The following is a 19,284-nucleotide window of genomic DNA, read 5'->3' on the forward strand; positions in this document are numbered from 1 at the left end:
CAAACGATGGCAACAACGTATCCGCGCGTGGAGCAGGGGCTCCAGTTCGCGCGCGACGTCGTGCGCGGCAAGCGCGCGGCCGGTCGGCTCGTAGTGCTTGCATGTCAGCGACATCTCGATGATCTCGCGGCGAGCAGGAAGAAAGAATTCAAGTGGAAGTTTGACCCGGCGACGGCTGAGAAGAAGCTGGCGCTGATCGAACTCATGCCGCACACGAAGGGCGAGTGGGCGTTCAAACGGCAGCTCGTGACCCTCGAGCCATGGCAGAAATTCGGCCTGATGTGCACGTTCGGATGGCTGAATAAGCGAACGGGCAAGCGGCGGTTCCGCGAAAGCTATTGGGAGGTGCCGCGAAAGAACGGGAAATCGGTCATCGCGGCGGGCGTAGGCATCGGAATGTTCGTGCTCGACGATGAGTTCGGCGCCGAAGTCTACGCTGGCGCGACCACAGAAAAGCAGGCGTGGGAGGTGTTTCGGCCCGCGCGGTTGATGGTAAAGCGCTCTCCGCTGCTCATCGAGGCCGCGGGCATCGAGGTGAACGCCTCGAACATGAATAAGCCGGAAGACGGCAGCCGCTTCGAGCCGTTGATCGGCAATCCGGGAGACGGCGCTTCGCCATCGTGTGCGATCGTCGACGAGTACCACGAGCACGACAGTTCGGCTCTCTACGAAACCATGCTGACCGGCATGGGCGCGCGGCGGCAACCGTTGATGTTCATCATCACGACGGCGGGCGCGAATATCGAGGGGCCGTGCTACGACAAGCGGCGGCAGACGATCGAAATGCTCGAGGGCACGGTGCCCGACGACGAGCTGTTCGGCTGGATATGGACCATCGACGAAGGCGACGAATGGACCGACCCGCGCGTGCTGGCGAAAGCCAACCCCAACATCGGGATTTCGGTCTATCAGGAGTATCTGGAGAGTCAGCAGCAGCGCGCGATCAAGTCGGCGCGGTTCACGAACACGTTCAAAACGAAGCATCTGAATGTGTGGACGTCTGCGAAAGCAGGCTATTTCAACCTCGAAGATTGGAAGAACTGCGAGGATTCGACGCTCACGCTTGAGCGATTCGAAGGGCAGGACTGCATTCTCGCGCTCGATCTGGCGCGAAAGCTCGACTTGAACAGCATGGCGCGGCTCTTCTGGCGCGACATCGACGGCCGCCGTCACTATTACTGCGTGGCGCCGCGCTTCTGGGTGCCAGAAGACACGGTGAAGAACACCGAGAATCGCCGCATGGCCGAGCGGTATCAGAAGTGGGTCAACACCGGGCATTTGTTTGAGACGGCTGGCGCGGAAATCGACTATCGCGATATTCAGCACGAAGCGGTCTTGTCGAATCACAGTTGTCCGGTGCAGTGCGTCCCGATGGACCCGCACGGTGCGACGAACCTCGCGCATCAGCTAGAGGATGAAGGCCTGACGCCGGTCACCATCATTCAGAACTACACGAACATGTCCGATCCGATGAAGGAATTGGAGGCCGCCATTACGTCGGGCCGGTTCCATCACGACGGCAACCCGATCATGACCTGGTGCGTAAGCAACGTGGTCGGAAAGAACCTGCCGGGCAACGACGATGTCGTGCGCCCCATCAAACAGGGCAACGACAACAAGATTGACGGCGCCGTAGCGCTAATTATGGCCATCGGTCGCGCGATGCTCGAAGGGCAAAGCGATAGCGGTGGATGGATAAACAACATGATCATGGTGGGCGTCTAATGGCACGAAAGCCGAAAAATGCGGGCCCGGGCCGCGTGCGCGCAGCTTTGGTCAGCTGGCTTTCCGGCGGCACGATCGACCTGACCAACACGGAATTCTGGAACGACTTCTATAACCGCCAATCGGCTGCTGGCAAGGTCGTCGGCGTCGACGCGGCGCTGCAGCTTTCGGCGGTGTGGGCATGCGTCCGACTGCTAGCAGAGACTGTGTCGACGCTGCCGATGGGGTTCTTCCAGCGCCTTGGCGACGGCTCGCGCGTACCAGCTGTTGATCATCCGCTCTATACGCTCCTCCGCGTGCGACCGAACAGCCAAATGACCGCTGCGCGGTTTTGGCTGTCGGTGATGGCGAGTCTTTTGTTGCGTGGCAATGCGTACGTTGAGATCAAGCGCCTCGGCGCGCGGATCGTGTCGCTCGAAATCCTGTTGCCACAACGCATGGTGGTCAAGCAATTGACGACCGGCGAGCTTCAATACGTCTATAACGACCTCGACGGGACGCAGCGCACGCTGAGCGCGGCGCAGGTGATGCATATTCGTGGCTTCGGCACGGATGGGCTGATCGGTCTGTCGCCGGTGGCGTGTGCACGCGAAGTGCTCGGCCAGGCGACGGCGGCGAATGAATATGCCGCGAAATCCTTCGCGCAGGGAATGGCGGCGTCCGGCGTGCTAGCCATTACTGGCTCGCTGAAGCCGGAGCAGCGTGAGTCGCTGAAGAAGTCCCTCGCCACGTTCCAAGGGTCGACCAATGCCGGCAAGGTGATGGTCACTGAAGAGGGCGCGAAGTTCGAACAGATCAGCATGAGTCCGGCCGACGCCCAGATGCTTCAGGTGCTGAGCTTCGACATCGAAGAAATCTGCCGCTGGTTCCGCGTGCATCCGACTATGGTCGGTCACACGGATAAGTCGTCGTCGTGGGCGTCTTCGTCGGAACAGATGAACCAGCAGTTTCTGACGTACACGCTGCGCTTCTGGCTCGAAAACATCGAGCAGGAGATCGGCGGCGCCCTGCTGACGGCTCTTGAGCGCGACAAGTTTTACGCGGAGTTCAACGTCGAAGGCTTGCTGCGTGCCGACAGCGCTGCCCGCGCGCAGTACTACACATCGGCGCTTCAAAACGGTTGGCAAAACCGTAATGACGTCCGGAAGAAAGAAAACTTGCCGCCTTTCCAGGGCGGCGATGTCTTCACGGTCCAGTCGAACATGATTCCGCTGGATCAGCTTGGCAAAGCAGCGCCTGCACCTACGCCCGAACCAACCGGGAAATAACACATGAGCCTGAAACGACTTCCCACCGCTCCGAGCATGGCGGTGCGCCCGAGCGCGCGCTCGGAACTTTCGGCGCGTGCCGTGGAGAACTGGGATAACGGCATTCGCGCGGCGGCGAGTGATGACGCAGCGACTATCAGCATCTTCGACGTCATCGGGCAAGACTGGGACGGCTCCGGCGTGACGGCTGCGCGGATTAGCGCGGCGTTGCGCTCGATCGGCAGCAATCCGGTGGTCGTCAACATCAATTCGCCGGGCGGCGACATGTTCGAAGGTCTCGCGATCTATAGCCTGCTGCGCGAGCATCCGGCGCAGGTCACCGTGCGCGTTCTCGGGCTCGCCGCTTCGGCGGCGTCGATCATCGCGATGGCCGGCGACGAAGTGCAAGTTGCGCGTGCAGGCTTCCTGATGATTCACAACGCCTGGGTGGTTGCGATCGGCAATCGGAACGACCTCATCGCGACGGCTGAGACGCTTGCGCCGTTTGACGCAGCGATGGCTGACATCTATGCAGCGCGCACGGGCCTTAAAACGGCAGAAATCGAAAGCATGCTCGACGCCGAGACGTGGATCGGTGGATCGGATGCGGTCGCCAAGGGTTTCGCGGACGGCCTGTTGCCTTCCGACGCCACGAAAAAAGATACGAATGCGAGCGCGCGCGAGAGCATCGCGGCGCATCGCATCGATGCATTGCTCGCAAAGCAGGGTGTGCCGCGCTCCGAGCGCCGGCAACTCATCAAGGAAGTCAAGAGCGGCACGCAGAACGCTGTCGCTCCCGGTACGCGTGACGCTACCGAAACCGTGTCGGCCGATGCAGCCGACGTAATCGCCCGACTGAAGCTCGCGCTTGCGGCTTTTTGAGGCGTCACAGACCTACTGGAGTATCGAATGGATAAGGAACTTGAAGAACTGTTGGGCACCGTCACGGCGAAGCTCAACAAGGTGTCGAGCGAATTCTCGACGCAAGCCGAGAAGGCGTTGAAGGAGGCGCAAAACGCCGGCACGCTGTCGTCCGAAACCAAGGCGTCGGTCGACAAGCTGGCCACCGATTTCAATGCGCTGAAGGGCACCGCCGACGAGATCAAGTCGCGCCTCGGCGAAGTCGAGCAACAAGCCGTGCGCAACGCCGGTCCGGCCGCGCGCGAGATGCCGAAGAGTTTCGGTCAGCAAGTCGTCGCGAACGAAGGCCTGGACCAGTTCAAGGCGCGCATCGCAGGCAACGAGCGCGCACGCCTGAGCATCCCGGTGCGCGCCGCGCTCACGAGCCCCGGCGTCGCCGATGGCGTGGTGCAGCCGCAGCGAGACACGAACATCGACGTGGCGCCGAAGCAGCGTCTGTTCATTCGTGACCTGATCACGGGTGGCCGCACCACGGCTCCGGCGATCTTCTGGGTGCAGGAGACGGGCTTCACGAACAATGCCGCAGTCGTGCCGGAAAACACGAAGAAGCCGGAATCGACGATCGCATTCGCGACGAAGATCACGCCCGTGACGACCATCGCTCACCTGTTCAAGGCGTCCAAGCAGATCATGGATGACTTCTCGCAGTTGTCGAGCCTGGTCGATGCCGAGATGCGCTACGGGCTCAGCTACGTCGAAGAGCAGGAAATTCTGTTCGGCGACGGCACGGGTGCGCATCTGCACGGCATCGTTCCGCAAGCGTCGGCATTCAATCCCGCGTTCGAAGTCGCGAACGGCACCGGCATCGACGATCTGCGTCTCGCAATGCTTCAGGCGCAGCTTGCGCGCTATCCCGCGACCGGCTTCGTGCTGCATTTCGTCGACTGGGCGAAGGTCGAGTTGACGAAGGATTCGACGGGTCAGTACCTGTTTGCGAATCCGCTGCGCCTCGCGTCGCCGACGCTCTGGGGCCTGCCGGTCGTCCCGACGGAAACCCCGGCTTTCCTGGGCAAGTTCCTCACCGGCGCATTCCAGGCTGGCGCACAAATCTTCGACCGTGAAGATGCGAACGTCGTGATCTCCAGCGAGAACAACGACGACTTCGAAAAGAACATGCTCACGGTTCGTTGCGAAGAGCGTCTCGCACTGGCGGTCAAGCGTCCTGAAGCGTTCGTGTACGGCTCGTTCACGCCGGCGACCTAAGCCTGCGGTGTTTGCAAGCTAACGCCAGCGGCGCCGAGTGCGCCGCTGGTTAGGAGACTGCTATGAAAGTGAAGACGAAGCGGCCGGTGTTTCACAACGGCGAAGTGAAGACCGAGTTCACGACGAATGAGCAGCACGCGCGGGAGCTCGAAACGAAGGGGCTGATCGACAAGCCGTCGACGAAGCCTTCCGAAGAGCTGGTGCTGGAAGAAAAGCCCGTCTCGAAGCCGAAGGCGCGAAATGGCGGCTGAACTGATTCCGGTTGCCACCGCGCTTGCGCATCTGCGCGAGGACGCGGGCGTTGCCGATGATCTAGTTGCGCTGTATCTGAGCGCGGCAATCCGTACGGCGAGCGAGTTTCTGAATCGAGAACTGTTCGCCAACGCCGAAGACATGGCCGCCGCCGTGCTTGACGGCACGGCCGGTGCCGATCCGATCTTGATCAACGATGCGATCCGCGCAGCGATCCTGTTGATCCTCGGCCAGCTTTATGCCTATCGCGAGGATGCAGTGGTCGGTACGTCGTCGAGCGTCATGCAGTTGCCGGTCGGCTCGAAGCAGCTGCTTCAGCCATTCCGCGCGGGGCTCGGTGTATGACGTTGCGCGCGGGCGATCTCGACCGGCGCGTGCGCATCGAGCGCAACGGCGGCGGTTTCGATGATCTTGGTCAGCCCATCGAAGGATGGACGGAAGTCGCGACGGTATGGTGCAACGTCCTCATGCTGAATGGCAAGGAAACGCTCACGTCAGACGCTGACGTCGGCACCGCGTCGGCAAGCATTCGAATCCGCTATCGAACGGACATAACGAACGGCATGCGCGCGATCGTTGATGGCGTTGTGTTCAACATCGGCGCGCCGCTGCCGGACCTAGCGGGTCGGGAATACGTCGATCTGCCGTGCACCACAGGGAACAACAATGGTTAGCATCGTTGCGCGCGCGCCGTTCGCAGGAAGCAAAGAGAAGGTGCGCCTTCGCCTTGTAGAAGACGGTGACGGGAAACGACTCATTCTTCCGGATGGACGTCATATCGCGGGCGTGTCCGACGTGAAAATCAACGTTGATCCACGCCAGTTCACCACGATGAGCGTCGTGATCATGGAGTTCGACGTTGACATGCAGTGCCCGCTGCAAGGGCAGGCACAAGATGGCTAGCGCTGAATCGATCGTTTATACGGCGACGCGTGGCCTCGTCGCGGATCGCGTTTATCCAGACGTCGCGCCTGCCAGCGTGGCGAAGCCGTACATCACATATCAAGCCGTCGGCGGCGTCGATGAAACGACCTTCGACGGTCTGAATGAGCAGCAAAACCAACGAATGCAAGTCAACGTCTGGGCGACAACGCGCGCCGCAGCGGGGGCACTCATGCAGCAGGTTCTTCAGGCGCTGACCGCCGCGCCTGTTCGTGGAACTCCAATCGGCTCGCCGGTAAGCGAGTACGAGGATGACACGAAGCTTTATGGCAGTCGTCTTGACATCTCCATCTGGTTCACCGTCTGAGGAAAATATGACCAGCACCGCAATCTCTTCCCAGGGCAGTTCGTTCTCTGTCAATACCGCCGCGAGCGGCGCCGCGCAACCGACGTGGACGAAGGTCGCGAACGTCAAGTCGTATAGCGGCTTCGACGGCACGGCGACCGAAATCGACGTCACCGATCTGGATTCCACCGCAAAGGAAAAGCGGCTCGGATTGCAGGACAACGGCTCGTTCTCGCTCGACCTGAATGTGAACTACTCCGACCCGGGACAGTCCGCCATGCTCGCGGCGCGCGCTGCGGGTACGTCGAAGCAATTCAAGCTTGGCCTGCCCGATGGCTCGGCGAAAACGTTCTTCGCGTTCGTCAAGTCGTTCCCGATCGCCGGCGGCACTGACACGGTTCTCACCTCGACGGTCGCTCTGACGATCACCGGCGACGTGACGGACGTGCCGGCAGGGAGCTGATCACTATGCTGACACGTGACCAAATCTTCGCGACCAACGACCTGAAGCAGGCAACGGTCGACGTCCCGGAATGGGGCGGCCAAGTCGCCATTGAGGTGATGACCGGCGCCGCTCGCGACGCGTTCGGCCAGGCCACCGCCGACAGCGGCAAGACGCCGAGCTACTTTGAGGCAGCGCTCGTCGTCGCGACGGCCGTCGGCGACGACGGCAAGCCGCTCTTCACGACGGAGGACATCGCGCTTCTGCAGCAGCGTAGCGCAGCAGTGATCTCGCGCATCGCCGCCGCATCGATGGCGCTGAACGGCATCGGGCAGGTCGCCACGGAGACGGCAGAAAAAAACTCCGACGCCGCCCTGAGCGGCTCTTCTGGTTCCGACTTGCCCTCGAACTAGGCATGTCGGTCGCGCGCTGCCAGACGGAAGTCGACAGCGCGGAATTCAATGAATGGCTCGCGTACTACCAGATCGAGCCATTCGGCACGCAGATGGACGACATGCGCGCCGGCGTGATCGCGGCCGCGACATACAACGTGAACCGGGATTCGAAGAAGCGGCCAACACCTTTTGGCCCCTCTGACGTGATTCCGTGGATCGATGGGCTGTCGCCGCGCGCGGAAGAAGGTCCGGTCCTGCTTGCTGATCCGGTAGCGCAGTCGAATCTGATACGCGCCACGCTGTTCGGAGGCTCGTTGCATGGTTAAGGCGTTCGAGGTTGCGAATCCTGGGGCGCTGACCGCGCAACTCGACTCGCTCGACGTCGCCGTGAGTGAATCGACGCTGCGCAAGGCGGCGCTCACCGGCGCGAACATATTTTTGGCGGAAGAGAAGCTGCGCATACCGCGTGATAGCGGCAAGGGCGCGGCTTCGCTCGTCATCGCCTATGACGCTGAGAACTCCGTCACAGGAAAGATCGCCTCGTACATCGTGACGTGGTTGAAAGATGCGTATTACCTGAGATTCGTCGAATACGGCACGTCGAAGATGGCTGCGAAGCCATTCAAGCGTCCCGCGTACGAGGCGAAAAAGAAGGCAGCGGCGCAGGCTGTCGCTGATGCCATAGACACCGAAATCAAGGCGAAAACCAGTGGCAAATGAGAGCGTAACGCGGGTCACAGCCGACGCGAGCGGCTATCGGTCCGAGTTGGATTCTGCCCGCAGGTCGGCGCAAGCCTTCATGCAGACGCAAGATCAGGCTGCGCAGCGCGTGGCCACCGCTCAACGCGCTATTTCCGAAGCGGCCGCCAATGGCAGCCAGGCAAGCGCTCGATCGATCAACTCGTTCGTGTCGAGCCTCGCGCGCGCCGCCGACTCGGCGGGCAAGACGACGTCGCAGATGCTCGCGTTGAAGGCGGCGCAGATGGGCGTCTCCGATGCAGCTGCCGCGTATATCGCCCAGATTCAGGCAGTCGAGCAAGCGTCTTCGAAGGCGGGGGAAGCTGCTCACTCTTTCAGCCTGAATTCCAGCGAGGCACGGCGCGAGCTTGCCGTGCTCGGTCACGAGGCTGCGACCGGCTCGTGGAAGAACTTCGGCGGCTCGCTGCTCGTGTTGGCCGAGCGCACCGACGCGCTGTCTCTCGTCTTTAGCGGCGCGGGTGTCGCTATTGGAGCAGCGGCGTCCGTCGTGGGTGGCTTCATTTACGAGGTCGTGAAAGGCGCGGCTTCAATGAATGATCTGGCGCATGCAGCGCAGATCACGAACGGCTATCTCGGCCTGACCTACGACCAGTTCAACGCGATGGCGAAAGCTATCGCGGGAACCGGCTCGCAGATCACGACTGTCCAGGCTGCCATGACCGCGCTAGTTTCGAGCGGGCAAATCGCGGCTGACCAGCTCGCGCTCGCGACGAAGGTCACCGCAGAGTTCGCAGAAGACACCGGCGTGTCAGCGGACAAGGCGGCAGAAGCGTTGATCCAGTTCGCGAAGGATCCGCAGAAAGCACTTGAGGAACTGCAATCTCAGTACCACACGTTCTCAGCGGCGCAAGTCGACGTCATCGAGAACTACATCAAGACGGGCGACAGCGCGTCCGCCTATAAGGCGATCCTGCAGGGCATGGATCAGGCGCATGAGCAGTTCAAGGAACATGCCCAGGAGAACATCGGCGTCATTCAGAAAGCGTGGCAGCTTCTGAAAGCTGACGTCATCGACACGATCAACCACATCAGCCAGATCGGCGTCGCAACGTCGAACGCGGACAAGCTTGCTGATGCGACGCAACGGGTGGCGGACGCGCAAGCTAACGTTAACCGCATGGCTGCCTTCCCGGGCAGTCTCGGCGCGCAGGCGGCGCAGAAAGGGCTGATTGCCGCGAAAGAGCAGCTTGCGGCGCTGCAAAATGTCGCGGCTCAGCAGCAGAAAAACGCGGCTTCCCAAGCAAAGACCGCCGCCGGCGGCGACGCGGCAGTTGCCGTGAACAAGTATCTCAGCAGCACCCAGTATGCAACGCCGCTCGACCAGCGAAATCTCGCGCTGAAGAAGGAAAATGCGGACTTCGCGGCGGCAACGAAGGATCTCGACAAGACCGCAACCGATTACGTTGCCGCAGAGCAGCGGCACGCCAATAACCTCGCGGAGATCGAAAAGCAGTATCAGAGCCGCAATGGATCCAAGGCGGCGGCAGCGGCGGCGGCGACCGCCGCGCAGCAGGCGCTAAAGGCGCAACTCGACGGGCTCGATGCGGACAAGAAACGCATCAGCGATGCCTTGAAGAGCTCGATCTCGGACATCGAAAGCCAGCGTCAGCAGGGCTTGATCACGGCTCAGCAGCAACTTGACGCAGAACACCAGGCGCGCCAGACCGCATATCAGCAGTTGCTTGTCGACGACCAAAAGCAACTCGAAATCGCGAAGGGCGAAAAGAATAAAGAGGCCTACAAAAAGTATGCCGACGACATCACGGCCGTTCGGCAGTCGATGTCGGAAAACGACAGAAAGTACACCAATGACACCGCGACGCTTGCCGCGAAGCGCATTGCTGACCTGAAGGTCTACAACGACGCGCTGCAGCAGCAACTTGCCACGCAGCAGTCAGCCGCAGACAACACGCTGACCGGCTTGAGCTTGGGAAGCAACGCGCGGGCAGACTACGACAAGCAGATAGCGATCCGTCAAGACTATGACCGCAAGGTTGCAGATCTCGCAAAGCAACGCACCGAAAACAAGATCGATCCTCAGCAGTACGCGGACGAGCTCGCCGCGACGCAGGATTACTACCTCAAGTCAGTCGCAATCGCGCAGAAGTCGTCGGCCGACATCCGCGCGGCAAACGCTGATTGGACGACGGGCGCGCAGCGCGCGCTCGCGGACTACGCGGATGACGCGGCGAACGTGGCAGCGTCGACGGCAACGACGTTTCAGGATGCTTTCCGAGGAATGGAAGACGCGTTCGCTACGTTCGTCACGACCGGCAAGCTCAGCTTTTCGAGTCTTGCCACGAGCGTCATTGCTGACATCGCGCGCATCCAGGCGCGTGCCGCAATCTCGGGGCTGTTCAATTTCGCGGCAGGCGCAATCAGTTCGTTCTTTTCGCCGGGCTCGACGTCGGCAGGGCTGGGTTTGGCGGGAGATAGCACTCTCGCGAGCGCTGCATCGGCGAGCTATTCCGGTTCGGTTACGGCAACGCCTTTTCACCTGGCTTCGGGCGGGCATGTCAGCGGGCCGGGCTCAGGCACGAGCGACTCGATCGCGGCGTGGCTGTCGAACGGCGAATACGTGATGAGCGCGGACGCCGTGCGGCGCATCGGCATCGGCGCTCTCGATGCGGCGAACGAAGGCCGGCATGTGACCGGCGCGGCGCGCTTCGCTAGCGGCGGCTATGTCGGAGCGGCGGCCAGTTCGTCGAGCGGCCGGGGCGGCGACATCAACGTCTCGGCGCCGGTGTCGGTGCAGGGCGGATCAAGCGACGCGGCGAACGCATCGGGCGCGGCTGATCTGCAGAAGAAGATCACGGCGGCGGTGAGAGCCGTTGTCGTGAATGAGCGGCGTCAGGGCGGCGCCTTGTGGAAGATGCAGAACGGAATCGCGTAATGGCCGACACATTCATCTGGAAGCCGACCGTTGCGAGCTCGTCGGGCAGCACGACGCTGAAGACGCGCAAAGCTCAATTTGGCGATGGATACGCCCAGCGGGTCGCTGATGGGCTGAATAACGCGTCGTCAAGTTTCAGCCTTCAGTTCGTTGCGGACGCCGCGACCATCAGCGCGATTCTCGCTTTCCTGCGCGCGCATGCCGGTGCGACCGCGTTTCTGTGGACGCCGCTTCTATGGACATCCCCGGCGCTGTTCACCTGTGAGACGTGGAGTGAGCCGACGAAAGACGGCAACACCTACACGATCACCGCAACCTTTGACCAGACTTACGCACCTTAAACCTCGATGAGCACACTCCAGAAGGTCAACCTCGGCACTCCGCCGACGGCGGTTGACGGCGACACCGCGCGCGGTGCAAACACGAAGGCCAACGCGAACGTTGACGTGCTGAACACGCAGATAGCGCTGACGAGCAATCCCGCGACGATAACAGCCCCGCAGGCGCTCACGATCGCGCATGTCGGCAAGCGTGTGAACATCAATCTCGCGAGTGCGGGCACGGTGAATCTGCCGGCTGCGGCCACGTGTGCGGCCGACCAGGTGATTCACCTGCGCAATATCGGAGCAACTGTTGTAACGCTCGCTATTACGGTGGGTTCGGGCGATGCGGTGGGGCTTTCGAAGCTGAATGCGGGTGAATCCGTGCTAATGGACACGGATGGTGTACATGCGTGGGCGGTACTGATGCGGGGGCGCAGCAACTCGGACAGCGAAACCCTAAACGCGCGCCCAATTTGGGGCGGACTTACCCCGTGGGACAGTGGAAACCTCGTTAGCCCTATTGTTGCCGCCGGTGCACAGACCATAACCGGCACAAAGACCTTCAGCGGGGCGCAGGTTGTAATATCGAAAATCCCGGCGTCGAACAACTTTAACGACGCGCCACTGTACGTCAGCGGCCTAACGGGAAACGGGTCAATCGGGTTGAATAGCAACAATAATGCGTCGTCGCTTGTGGTTCGTTGCTCGGCAACAGGAAGCGCGTTTGAGGTCGTGAACTTTAACCAGGCCGCCTACGGGCCGATCACTTGCAGCGTACTGTCGCAGACGTCGGATCTGCGGCTGAAAAACGATGTCAGCACGATCGAGGGCGCGATGCAGAAGCTGCGCAACTTGCGTGGCGTCTATTACACGATGGACGGCGAACGCGGCGTCGGCGTGATCGCTCAGGAAGTGAAACTTGAATTTCCAGAGCTGGTTCAGGAACTTCCCCAAGATCTCGATGGTCCTCCGCGTCCCGGCGACCAACCACTGCTCGGCGTCAAGTACGCCAATATGGTCGGCGCTTTGTTGCAGGGGCTACTCGAGACAGACGCCGCCCTACGGAGCGCGATTGCGCGCGTCGAGGCGTTGGAGGCGAGGCCCGCATGAGCATCGGTGCTGACATTCAACAGCTCGAACCGGGTGCATTGGTCGAGTTGTTCGAAGTTGACTGCACGGCGATCGGCGGAGACCTGCTGCGCTTCCAAGGCCATCTGCAGACGGCTTCGATCTTCTGGCAGGGCAACGAATATAAGCCGTGGCCGATTCAAGGGACTGGCTTCGAACACACGTCTGACGCGCAGCAGCCCGAGCCAAAACTCACGGTCGGCAACACGGGCGGCACGATCTCGGCGCTGTGCGTCTTCCTCGCCGATCTCGTGGGCGCAAAGGTGCGTCGCCGTCGCACGCTTAGCAAGTATCTCGACGCCGTCAACTTCCCAGGCGGCAATCAGACTGCGGACCCGTCTGAAGAGATGGCGACTGAGCTCTGGTACGTCGAGCAGAAGAGCAGCGAGACGAACGTGCAAGTCGAATTCACGCTTTCGAGCGCGCTCGATTTCGGAGGCCAGCAGCTGCCCGCGCGGCAGATCGTGACCATCTGTCAATGGCAATACCGTGATGCGAACTGTGGTTACACGGGCAGCGCTTACTTCGACGCGAACGATCAGCCGGTAAGCGATCCGGCTCTAGACCGATGCAGCAAACGAATCAGCGGCTGTGAATGCCGCTTTGGCGTGAACCAGCCGCTGTCGTTCGGCGGCTTTCTCAGCGACACCCTTTCCTGATGAACGAAGAGACGAAGAAAGCGATCGCAGATCATGCGCTCGCGGAGTACCCGCGCGAGTCGTGCGGACTTGTCGTCGCGCACGACGGCGTCGAGCGCTATGTCCCGTGCCGCAATCTCTCTGCCGCGCCGGGCGAGCACTTCGTGATGTCGCCGGAAGACTACGCGCTCGCGGAAGACATGGGACCGATCCTCGCTGTCGTGCATTCGCATCCCGGAGCGCCGGCGCGCCCGAGCATGGCTGACAAAGCCATCGCCGAAAAAAGCGGCATCGATAAGTGGGTGATCATCTCAATCGGCATCCAGCATGACGGCTCTGTCGGTGCCGAAGACTGGTGCGATTTTGGCCCGAGCGGTTACATCGCCCCGCTCATCGGTCGTGAGTGGTCGCACGGCACACTCGACTGCTATTCGATCGTGCGCGACTGGTACAAACTCGAGCGCGGCATCGATCTGCCGGACTTCGAGCGGGATGACCTCTGGTGGGAAGACGGCAAGTCGAATCTTTACATGGAGCACTTCGCTGAGGCCGGCTTCATCGATGTCGGCCAAGATGCCGAACTGCAACCGGGTGATGTCCTGTTGATGCAGATCCGCAGTAAGAACGACGTGCCCAACCATGCTGGCATCTATCTTGGCGACAACGTGATGCTGCATCACATGCACGGCCGTCTGTCGGGTCGAACCGTCTGGGGTGGCATGTGGGCGCACGCGCTGCGCACGGTGCTTCGATACAAGGAGACGCAGTCGTGAGCGACAAACTCCGGACCATTCGGCTTTACGGGCCGCTTTCGCAGTTCGGCCGCGTGCATCGGCTTGCGGTGGCGTCGACGGCCGAGGCGGTGCGCGCGCTCAGCGTCATCGTTCCGGGATTCAAGAGGTTCATGCTGAACGCAAAAGACAACGGCCTGACGTTCGCAGTCTTCAACGGCAAGCGAAATCTCGGTGAGGACCAACTTCCTGAGCCTGTCGGCGACGATGAGATTCGGATCGCGCCGATCATTATCGGGAGTAAGAGTGGCGGCCTGTTCCAGACTTTGCTCGGGGCAGCGCTAATCGCCGCATCGTTCTTCGTGCCGGGCGGCGGAGCGTTCGGCATCGCAGCGCTCACTCAAGGCGCGGTGTTTGGACTCGGCGCATCGATGGCGCTCGGTGGCGTTATCCAGATGCTGAGTCCACAGACAAGCGGGCTCGCCAGTTCGAGCGGCGACAACGGCACGTCCTATTACTTCAACGGCGCCGTTAATAGCGCCGCGCAGGGCGACTGCGTACCGATCGTCTACGGCCGCATGCGCGTCGGCTCGAAGCGAGCGAGCGCGGGCATCTATGCAGAGGACCAAGCCTGATATGCGCCTCTACGGTTCCAAGGGCGGCGGCTCGTCGAGCACGGCAACCGAATCGCCCGATAGCCTGCGCTCGACCGCGACGGCGAGGGTGCTTGACATCGTCTCTGAAGGCCCGATCGTCGGCTTGGTTAGCGGCTTGCAGTCGATCTATCTTGACGACACGCCGATTCAAAACAGCGACGGCTCGACCAACTTCACGAACTATTCAGTCGACACGCGGACAGGCACGCAAGACCAGACCTTCATGTCAGGTTTTCCGGCTGTCGAAAACGAAATTACAGTCAACACTGCGTTGACGTCGGACACTCCGTGGGTTCACCAACTCCAGAACGTGCAGCTCACAGCGTCGCGCATCCGCTTCGGCGTGCCGCAACTGCAACAGTCGAACCAATCGACGGGGGATGTCACCGGCTACCGAATCGAGTATGCGATCGACGTTGCAGTTGATGGCGGGGCATATGCGCAGGTGCTAAGCGGCGCTTTCGACGGGAAAACGACGTCGCTCTATGAGCGCAGCGTGCGCATAGAACTGCCGCCGGCGACGACCGGCTGGCTTGTGCGCGTGCGGCGCCTCACGGCAAATGCGCACAGCTCTCTGATCGCCGACACGGTGAACATTGAAGCCATCACTGAGATCATCGATCGGAAGCTGCGCTATCCGATGAGCGCGCTCGTCGGCCTGTCTTTCGATGCTCAGTCCTTCAGTTCGGTGCCCATCTGTGCATACGACATAAAAGGCCTGATCATCCGCGTTCCGACGAACTATGACGTCGACACGCGGACATACGCAGGCACTTGGGACGGCACATTTAAGACGGCCTGGACCGATAATCCGGCGTGGATCTTCTATGACCTAGTGATCAACGACCGGTATGGTCTCGGGAAACTCGTCGACGCGTCCATGATCGACAAGTGGAATCTGTATCAGATCGCGCAGTATTGCGACGTCATGGTGTCGGACGGGAAGGGCGGGCAAGAACCGCGCTTCACGTGCAACGCTGTCATCCAGTCGCGCGCCGATGCGTACAAGGTTCTGCAAGACCTGGCGACCGTGTTCCGCGGCATCGCATATTGGGGTCCAGGGCAGGTCGTCGCCAACGCAGACATGCCGCAAGATCCCGAGTACGTCTACACCGCCGCGAACGTGGTGAACGGGACTTTCGAGTATGTCGGCTCGTCGCGCAAGACGCGCTACACGACGGCACTGATCAGCTGGAACGATCCGGCGAACGGCTATCAGCAGGCCGTCGAGTACGTGCCGGATGAAGACGGCATGGCGCGCTACGGCGTGATGAAGGCCGAAATCACCGCGTTTGGCACGACGTCGCAGGGGCAAGCTCATCGACTCGGTTTGTGGACTCTGCTCACGAGCCGCTATGAGACAAACACCGTCTCTTTCAATGTCGGCCTCGACGGTACGCTCTGCCCGCCGGGCAGTGTCATTGCCGTGGCCGATCCGGCGAAGGCAGGAAGACGGACGGGCGGGCGCATTCGCGCGAGCAACGGGCGCGTCATTACGCTCGACAAAGCACCGACCGTCGCCGCTGGCGACAAGCTCACGGTGATCCTACCGTCGGGCGTCGCGCAGGCGCGCACGGTGCAAGGTGCGGCCGGTGATGCTGTCACGGTGACTGCCGCCTTCGACACTCAGCCGGCGGCCGGCGCTGTGTGGATGCTCGAGAGTTTGGACCTGGCCGCGCAACTGTTCCGCGTCGTGAGCGTGCAGGAGTCCGACGACGATGGCCAGATCACGTACACGGTCAACGCTACCCAGTACGAGCCTGGCAAGTACGCGGCGATCGATAACGGCGCCGCAATCCAGGTGCGACCGATCACGGTAATACCGCCATCGGTGCAGCCGCCGCCGACGAATGTGCGCGTGTCGACTTATTCGACGATCGACCAAGGCATCTCGAAAACGACCATGGTCATCGCGTGGGATGCGGCCGACAAGGCCGTTTCGTATCTGCCTGAGTGGCGCAAGGACAACGGCGAGTGGGTAACGGTCAGCTCGACGGGCGGGCTGCAGGCAGAAGTGCCGGGTATCTATCAGGGCACGTATCTCGCGCGCGTGCGGGCGCAGAATGCGATGGGTGTCACGTCAGTGCCGGCGTATGGCGTAGATACGCAACTCACCGGTAAGACGAGCCCGCCGCCGTCCATGACATCACTCACGACCATCTCGCAGATCTTCGCTATTGAGGTCGATTGGACGTTTCCAGCGGATGGCTCGGCCGGCGATACGCAGCGCTCAGAGATCTGGTACAGCCGCACGAACGACCGGTCGACTGCAGTGAAGCAGGCGGATTATGCGTACCCGCAGTCGCAAGCGCATCTGATGGGGCTCGCGGCAGGACAGCAGTTTTTCTTCTGGGGCCGGCTCGTAGACACGTCGGGCAACATCGGGCCGTGGTATCCGACGGACCCGAACGCGGGCGTACTCGGGGCATCGAGCGACGACGCCGACGCGATCCTGACGTACCTGCTTGGACAGATCACCGCCACGCAACTTGCGCAGGATTTGCTATCCGAGATCGAACAAATCCCAGATTTGCAGCAGAGTGTCACCCAGACCGCCGCGGCCATCACCCAAGAAACTCAGTCGCGCATTCAAGGTGACAGCGCGTTGTCCAGCCGCATCGATGTCGTTAGCGCACAGGTTTTAGTGCCGCCGCTGGCCGGCTCGACTGGCGACTACGCTGGTTCGACGCAGGTCTATGCAGGCGTCTGGTCCGAACAGAGCGCGCGCGCCGAAGCGGATCTCGCAATCGCCAAGAATGTCGAGACGGTGACGGCGCAGATCACGTCGAACAACTCGAGTCTGATTGCGGCGGTCCAGACCGAAACGCAGGCGCGCATCGATGCCGATAGCGCGCAAGCGACGCAAATCACGAATGTTCAGGCCAGTGTGACTAGCGTTTCGAATCAGATTCCGCCGATTTCGGCAGCGGTGCAGACGAATGCAAACGCCTACGCGGACCTGAACGGCCGAGTCGCGGCTTCCTACACCATCAAGACGCAGATCACTTCGAATGGGCGGACGTACATCGCGGGCGTCGGCGTCGGCGTGGACAACAGCAGCGGGGTAGTCGAGTCGCAAGTGCTGGTCGCTGCAAGTCGCTTCGCCGTGCTCGATCCGAATGGCTCGGTCGTGACGCTTCCCTTTGTCATTCAAGGCGGTCAAGTATTCATCAGCCAGGCGCTCATTGGCACAGGCTGGATCACGAACGCGATGATCGGCAGCACGATTCAGAGCGACAACTTCGTGTCCGGACAACAGGGCTGGCAGATCAACAAGGCGGGATCGTTCGAGATCAACGGCACCGGCGGCGGCGGGCGAAACCTCCTGAACGCAAACGGCCAGCAGGTTTATGACTCTGCCGGCACGCTTCGCGTCCGAGTGGGATACATACCGTAATGGCATACGGCGTTGCTTGCTATGACGAGTCCGGCAATGTGGTCCTGTCCGTCACGGATCGCATTACGCGCTACGGCGGACAGTTTGACACCGGTACAGGCGCTGGCTCGCTTACCGTACCGATGTTTTCGACAGGCTCTCCGTTCATCAGCGTCCGTGACACTGATCCGCTGAATGCGTCGAGCTCGCCGCCGGAGGTGTCGCTTAGCGGCAATGTCATCTCGTGGTCGTTCGACGCCAACGGTCTGAATCCGAGGTCTGTCTCTGTCGTGTACGGGGTCTTCTAATGCCTGATTTTGGGCTGCAAGTTTATAACCAGTCGAACGTGCTTCAGATCGACAGCACGTACAAGAATCTTGCTCTGCGCGCGAAAGGTTCGGTCGCCGCAACGACCGCAACGGCGCAGGGCGACTGGTTTTATGCGACGGTGACCGTAAGCGCTGGAGTTAGTCCAGTGATGGCGTTTCGTTGTCCAGTGGCGTGCTATCTACGGCAGACCACAATCGCCAACGGCAACATCACGTATCTGTTCCTGGTAAAGGGGAATAGCCAGATCGTCCAGTATTGGATTTTCGATGATCCGGTGCAGGCGACGCGGTCGGGAAACTACGGTTTGCAGGTGTTCAACAGCGCCGGCAGTCTCGTATTTGATTCGCGCTCGAAGTACATGCGGGTTCTGGATTCGGTTCGCGGCAATGGCAATCTGAGCGATCCCATTGAAGCAGGATTTACACGGTCTTATTCTGGTTTGCCTGCCGTCGTGCAGGGGCAACTACGTTTCCGGGTGACGAACAATGCAACCGGTCAGCCGCCGGCGATCACTGTGTTCGGTGCGCTCGAACAGGTCGCGCCGACTTTCTCCGGCACTAACATCACGTTTGCCATGATGCCTTCAGCGGTCGTGCAGTACTCGGTCAATCAGAACGTGCCGCCTGGCCAATTCCATACGGCATATGACTATCTCGTTTTAGACGTCGCAAACATCTAGGAGTTGATCCATGTCTCTCATCATCGACTACGTGACGCCCGGCACCGGCGCCACGGCGAGCTTTCACGTCGTCCAGCAGGTAACCATCGATTATCGCAATGGGCGCAGCGCCGCGCAGTTGGAATCGTTCGTGAATCAGCAAACCTTCACGGACGGCAAGCAGCCGGTATTCAGCCAGTCGATCGAGTTCTCGGAACTGCCGACGGCAGGTGTCGATCCGCGCGAGTATGCCGAGCAGAAGATTGTCGCGGCCGCTGATGACAAGACGTCGCCGACCGCGGCGCGCGCGAACTTCATCGGCGCGCAGATCGCCGACTGAACAACAGGCCAGAGAGACTGAGCCGCTTTCGGGCGGCTT

The 19,284-nt window shown here is 61.1% G+C and carries 22 protein-coding genes; all 22 read left to right on the forward strand.

Annotated elements, in window-relative coordinates:
* Positions 1-6 precede the first annotated feature (6 nt).
* The 22 genes from P9292_RS14050 (at position 7) to P9292_RS14155 (ending at position 19,245) form a co-directional block, all read left to right on the forward strand.
* Positions 7-1,725, forward strand: coding sequence for a terminase large subunit (locus P9292_RS14050; RefSeq protein ID WP_309959583.1), 1,719 nt, complete (start codon positions 7-9; stop codon positions 1,723-1,725).
* Complete coding sequence (locus P9292_RS14055) at positions 1,725-2,993, forward strand: phage portal protein (RefSeq protein ID WP_309959585.1); 1,269 nt, start codon at positions 1,725-1,727, stop codon at positions 2,991-2,993. The genes P9292_RS14050 and P9292_RS14055 overlap by 1 nt, the downstream gene beginning before the upstream one ends.
* Positions 2,994-2,996: 3 nt before the next feature.
* On the forward strand, positions 2,997-3,854 hold the full coding sequence (locus tag P9292_RS14060) for a head maturation protease, ClpP-related (protein ID WP_309959587.1): 858 nt from the start codon (positions 2,997-2,999) through the stop codon (positions 3,852-3,854).
* 27 nt (positions 3,855-3,881) lie between these two features.
* Positions 3,882-5,096, forward strand: coding sequence for a phage major capsid protein (locus tag P9292_RS14065; RefSeq protein WP_309848283.1), 1,215 nt, complete (start codon positions 3,882-3,884; stop codon positions 5,094-5,096).
* Between the two features lie 62 nt (positions 5,097-5,158).
* Positions 5,159-5,347, forward strand: coding sequence for a hypothetical protein (locus P9292_RS14070; protein WP_309848284.1), 189 nt, complete (start codon positions 5,159-5,161; stop codon positions 5,345-5,347).
* Positions 5,337-5,693 (forward strand): head-tail connector protein, encoded by a 357-nt coding sequence (locus P9292_RS14075; RefSeq protein ID WP_309848285.1) that lies wholly within the window; start codon positions 5,337-5,339, stop codon positions 5,691-5,693. The genes P9292_RS14070 and P9292_RS14075 overlap by 11 nt, the downstream gene beginning before the upstream one ends.
* On the forward strand, positions 5,690-6,022 hold the full coding sequence (locus tag P9292_RS14080; protein ID WP_309848286.1) for a phage head closure protein: 333 nt from the start codon (positions 5,690-5,692) through the stop codon (positions 6,020-6,022). The genes P9292_RS14075 and P9292_RS14080 overlap by 4 nt, the downstream gene beginning before the upstream one ends.
* On the forward strand, positions 6,015-6,251 hold the full coding sequence (locus P9292_RS14085) for a hypothetical protein (RefSeq protein WP_309848287.1): 237 nt from the start codon (positions 6,015-6,017) through the stop codon (positions 6,249-6,251). The genes P9292_RS14080 and P9292_RS14085 overlap by 8 nt, the downstream gene beginning before the upstream one ends.
* Complete coding sequence (locus tag P9292_RS14090) at positions 6,244-6,597, forward strand: DUF3168 domain-containing protein (protein WP_309959588.1); 354 nt, start codon at positions 6,244-6,246, stop codon at positions 6,595-6,597. The genes P9292_RS14085 and P9292_RS14090 overlap by 8 nt, the downstream gene beginning before the upstream one ends.
* Before the next feature lie 7 nt (positions 6,598-6,604).
* Positions 6,605-7,039, forward strand: coding sequence for a phage tail tube protein (locus P9292_RS14095; RefSeq protein ID WP_309959589.1), 435 nt, complete (start codon positions 6,605-6,607; stop codon positions 7,037-7,039).
* A gap of 5 nt (positions 7,040-7,044) precedes the next feature.
* On the forward strand, positions 7,045-7,431 hold the full coding sequence (locus P9292_RS14100; protein ID WP_309959592.1) for a hypothetical protein: 387 nt from the start codon (positions 7,045-7,047) through the stop codon (positions 7,429-7,431).
* A gap of 2 nt (positions 7,432-7,433) precedes the next feature.
* Positions 7,434-7,739, forward strand: coding sequence for a hypothetical protein (locus P9292_RS14105; RefSeq protein WP_309959594.1), 306 nt, complete (start codon positions 7,434-7,436; stop codon positions 7,737-7,739).
* Positions 7,732-8,133 (forward strand): HK97-gp10 family putative phage morphogenesis protein, encoded by a 402-nt coding sequence (locus tag P9292_RS14110; protein WP_309959596.1) that lies wholly within the window; start codon positions 7,732-7,734, stop codon positions 8,131-8,133. Before P9292_RS14105 ends, P9292_RS14110 begins: the two co-directional genes overlap by 8 nt.
* A gap of 79 nt (positions 8,134-8,212) precedes the next feature.
* Complete coding sequence (locus P9292_RS14115; protein WP_309959599.1) at positions 8,213-11,065, forward strand: phage tail tape measure protein; 2,853 nt, start codon at positions 8,213-8,215, stop codon at positions 11,063-11,065.
* On the forward strand, positions 11,065-11,406 hold the full coding sequence (locus tag P9292_RS14120; RefSeq protein WP_309959602.1) for a phage tail protein: 342 nt from the start codon (positions 11,065-11,067) through the stop codon (positions 11,404-11,406). The genes P9292_RS14115 and P9292_RS14120 overlap by 1 nt, the downstream gene beginning before the upstream one ends.
* A gap of 6 nt (positions 11,407-11,412) precedes the next feature.
* Positions 11,413-12,498 carry a tail fiber domain-containing protein gene (locus tag P9292_RS14125; RefSeq protein ID WP_309959604.1) on the forward strand — a complete coding sequence of 362 codons (1,086 nt, stop codon included), beginning with the start codon at positions 11,413-11,415 and terminating at the stop codon, positions 12,496-12,498.
* On the forward strand, positions 12,495-13,175 hold the full coding sequence (locus P9292_RS14130) for a phage minor tail protein L (RefSeq protein ID WP_309959605.1): 681 nt from the start codon (positions 12,495-12,497) through the stop codon (positions 13,173-13,175). The genes P9292_RS14125 and P9292_RS14130 overlap by 4 nt, the downstream gene beginning before the upstream one ends.
* A complete protein-coding gene (locus P9292_RS14135) occupies positions 13,175-13,927 on the forward strand; it encodes a C40 family peptidase (RefSeq protein WP_309959606.1) in 753 nt (250 codons plus the stop codon). The genes P9292_RS14130 and P9292_RS14135 overlap by 1 nt, the downstream gene beginning before the upstream one ends.
* Entirely contained in the window at positions 13,924-14,520 is a 597-nt protein-coding gene (locus P9292_RS14140) for a tail assembly protein (RefSeq protein ID WP_309959609.1), read from the forward strand. The genes P9292_RS14135 and P9292_RS14140 overlap by 4 nt, the downstream gene beginning before the upstream one ends.
* A complete protein-coding gene (locus P9292_RS14145; protein WP_309959611.1) occupies positions 14,501-17,938 on the forward strand; it encodes a phage tail protein in 3,438 nt (1,145 codons plus the stop codon). The genes P9292_RS14140 and P9292_RS14145 overlap by 20 nt, the downstream gene beginning before the upstream one ends.
* A 286-nt stretch (positions 17,939-18,224) precedes the next feature.
* On the forward strand, positions 18,225-18,926 hold the full coding sequence (locus tag P9292_RS14150; RefSeq protein WP_309959613.1) for a hypothetical protein: 702 nt from the start codon (positions 18,225-18,227) through the stop codon (positions 18,924-18,926).
* A 10-nt stretch (positions 18,927-18,936) separates the two neighbouring features.
* Positions 18,937-19,245 carry a hypothetical protein gene (locus P9292_RS14155; RefSeq protein WP_309959615.1) on the forward strand — a complete coding sequence of 103 codons (309 nt, stop codon included), beginning with the start codon at positions 18,937-18,939 and terminating at the stop codon, positions 19,243-19,245.
* The last annotated feature ends 39 nt before the right edge of the window (positions 19,246-19,284 follow it).

Origin of the sequence: Caballeronia sp. LZ001 (assembly GCF_031450875.1) — a bacterium.
Taxonomy (GTDB): domain Bacteria; phylum Pseudomonadota; class Gammaproteobacteria; order Burkholderiales; family Burkholderiaceae; genus Caballeronia.

Coding starts and splice junctions, on each gene's coding strand:
- P9292_RS14120 (WP_309959602.1), top strand. CDS start 11,065: ATGGCCGACACATTCATCTGGAAGCCGACCGTTGCGAGCTCGTCGGGC.
- P9292_RS14070 (WP_309848284.1), top strand. CDS start 5,159: ATGAAAGTGAAGACGAAGCGGCCGGTGTTTCACAACGGCGAAGTGAAG.
- P9292_RS14075 (WP_309848285.1), top strand. CDS start 5,337: ATGGCGGCTGAACTGATTCCGGTTGCCACCGCGCTTGCGCATCTGCGC.
- P9292_RS14105 (WP_309959594.1), top strand. CDS start 7,434: ATGTCGGTCGCGCGCTGCCAGACGGAAGTCGACAGCGCGGAATTCAAT.
- P9292_RS14085 (WP_309848287.1), top strand. CDS start 6,015: ATGGTTAGCATCGTTGCGCGCGCGCCGTTCGCAGGAAGCAAAGAGAAG.
- P9292_RS14130 (WP_309959605.1), top strand. CDS start 12,495: ATGAGCATCGGTGCTGACATTCAACAGCTCGAACCGGGTGCATTGGTC.
- P9292_RS14150 (WP_309959613.1), top strand. CDS start 18,225: ATGCCTGATTTTGGGCTGCAAGTTTATAACCAGTCGAACGTGCTTCAG.
- P9292_RS14115 (WP_309959599.1), top strand. CDS start 8,213: ATGCAGACGCAAGATCAGGCTGCGCAGCGCGTGGCCACCGCTCAACGC.
- P9292_RS14080 (WP_309848286.1), top strand. CDS start 5,690: ATGACGTTGCGCGCGGGCGATCTCGACCGGCGCGTGCGCATCGAGCGC.
- P9292_RS14100 (WP_309959592.1), top strand. CDS start 7,045: ATGCTGACACGTGACCAAATCTTCGCGACCAACGACCTGAAGCAGGCA.
- P9292_RS14110 (WP_309959596.1), top strand. CDS start 7,732: ATGGTTAAGGCGTTCGAGGTTGCGAATCCTGGGGCGCTGACCGCGCAA.
- P9292_RS14055 (WP_309959585.1), top strand. CDS start 1,725: ATGGCACGAAAGCCGAAAAATGCGGGCCCGGGCCGCGTGCGCGCAGCT.
- P9292_RS14090 (WP_309959588.1), top strand. CDS start 6,244: ATGGCTAGCGCTGAATCGATCGTTTATACGGCGACGCGTGGCCTCGTC.
- P9292_RS14065 (WP_309848283.1), top strand. CDS start 3,882: ATGGATAAGGAACTTGAAGAACTGTTGGGCACCGTCACGGCGAAGCTC.
- P9292_RS14060 (WP_309959587.1), top strand. CDS start 2,997: ATGAGCCTGAAACGACTTCCCACCGCTCCGAGCATGGCGGTGCGCCCG.
- P9292_RS14125 (WP_309959604.1), top strand. CDS start 11,413: ATGAGCACACTCCAGAAGGTCAACCTCGGCACTCCGCCGACGGCGGTT.
- P9292_RS14145 (WP_309959611.1), top strand. CDS start 14,501: ATGCAGAGGACCAAGCCTGATATGCGCCTCTACGGTTCCAAGGGCGGC.
- P9292_RS14135 (WP_309959606.1), top strand. CDS start 13,175: ATGAACGAAGAGACGAAGAAAGCGATCGCAGATCATGCGCTCGCGGAG.
- P9292_RS14155 (WP_309959615.1), top strand. CDS start 18,937: ATGTCTCTCATCATCGACTACGTGACGCCCGGCACCGGCGCCACGGCG.
- P9292_RS14050 (WP_309959583.1), top strand. CDS start 7: ATGGCAACAACGTATCCGCGCGTGGAGCAGGGGCTCCAGTTCGCGCGC.
- P9292_RS14095 (WP_309959589.1), top strand. CDS start 6,605: ATGACCAGCACCGCAATCTCTTCCCAGGGCAGTTCGTTCTCTGTCAAT.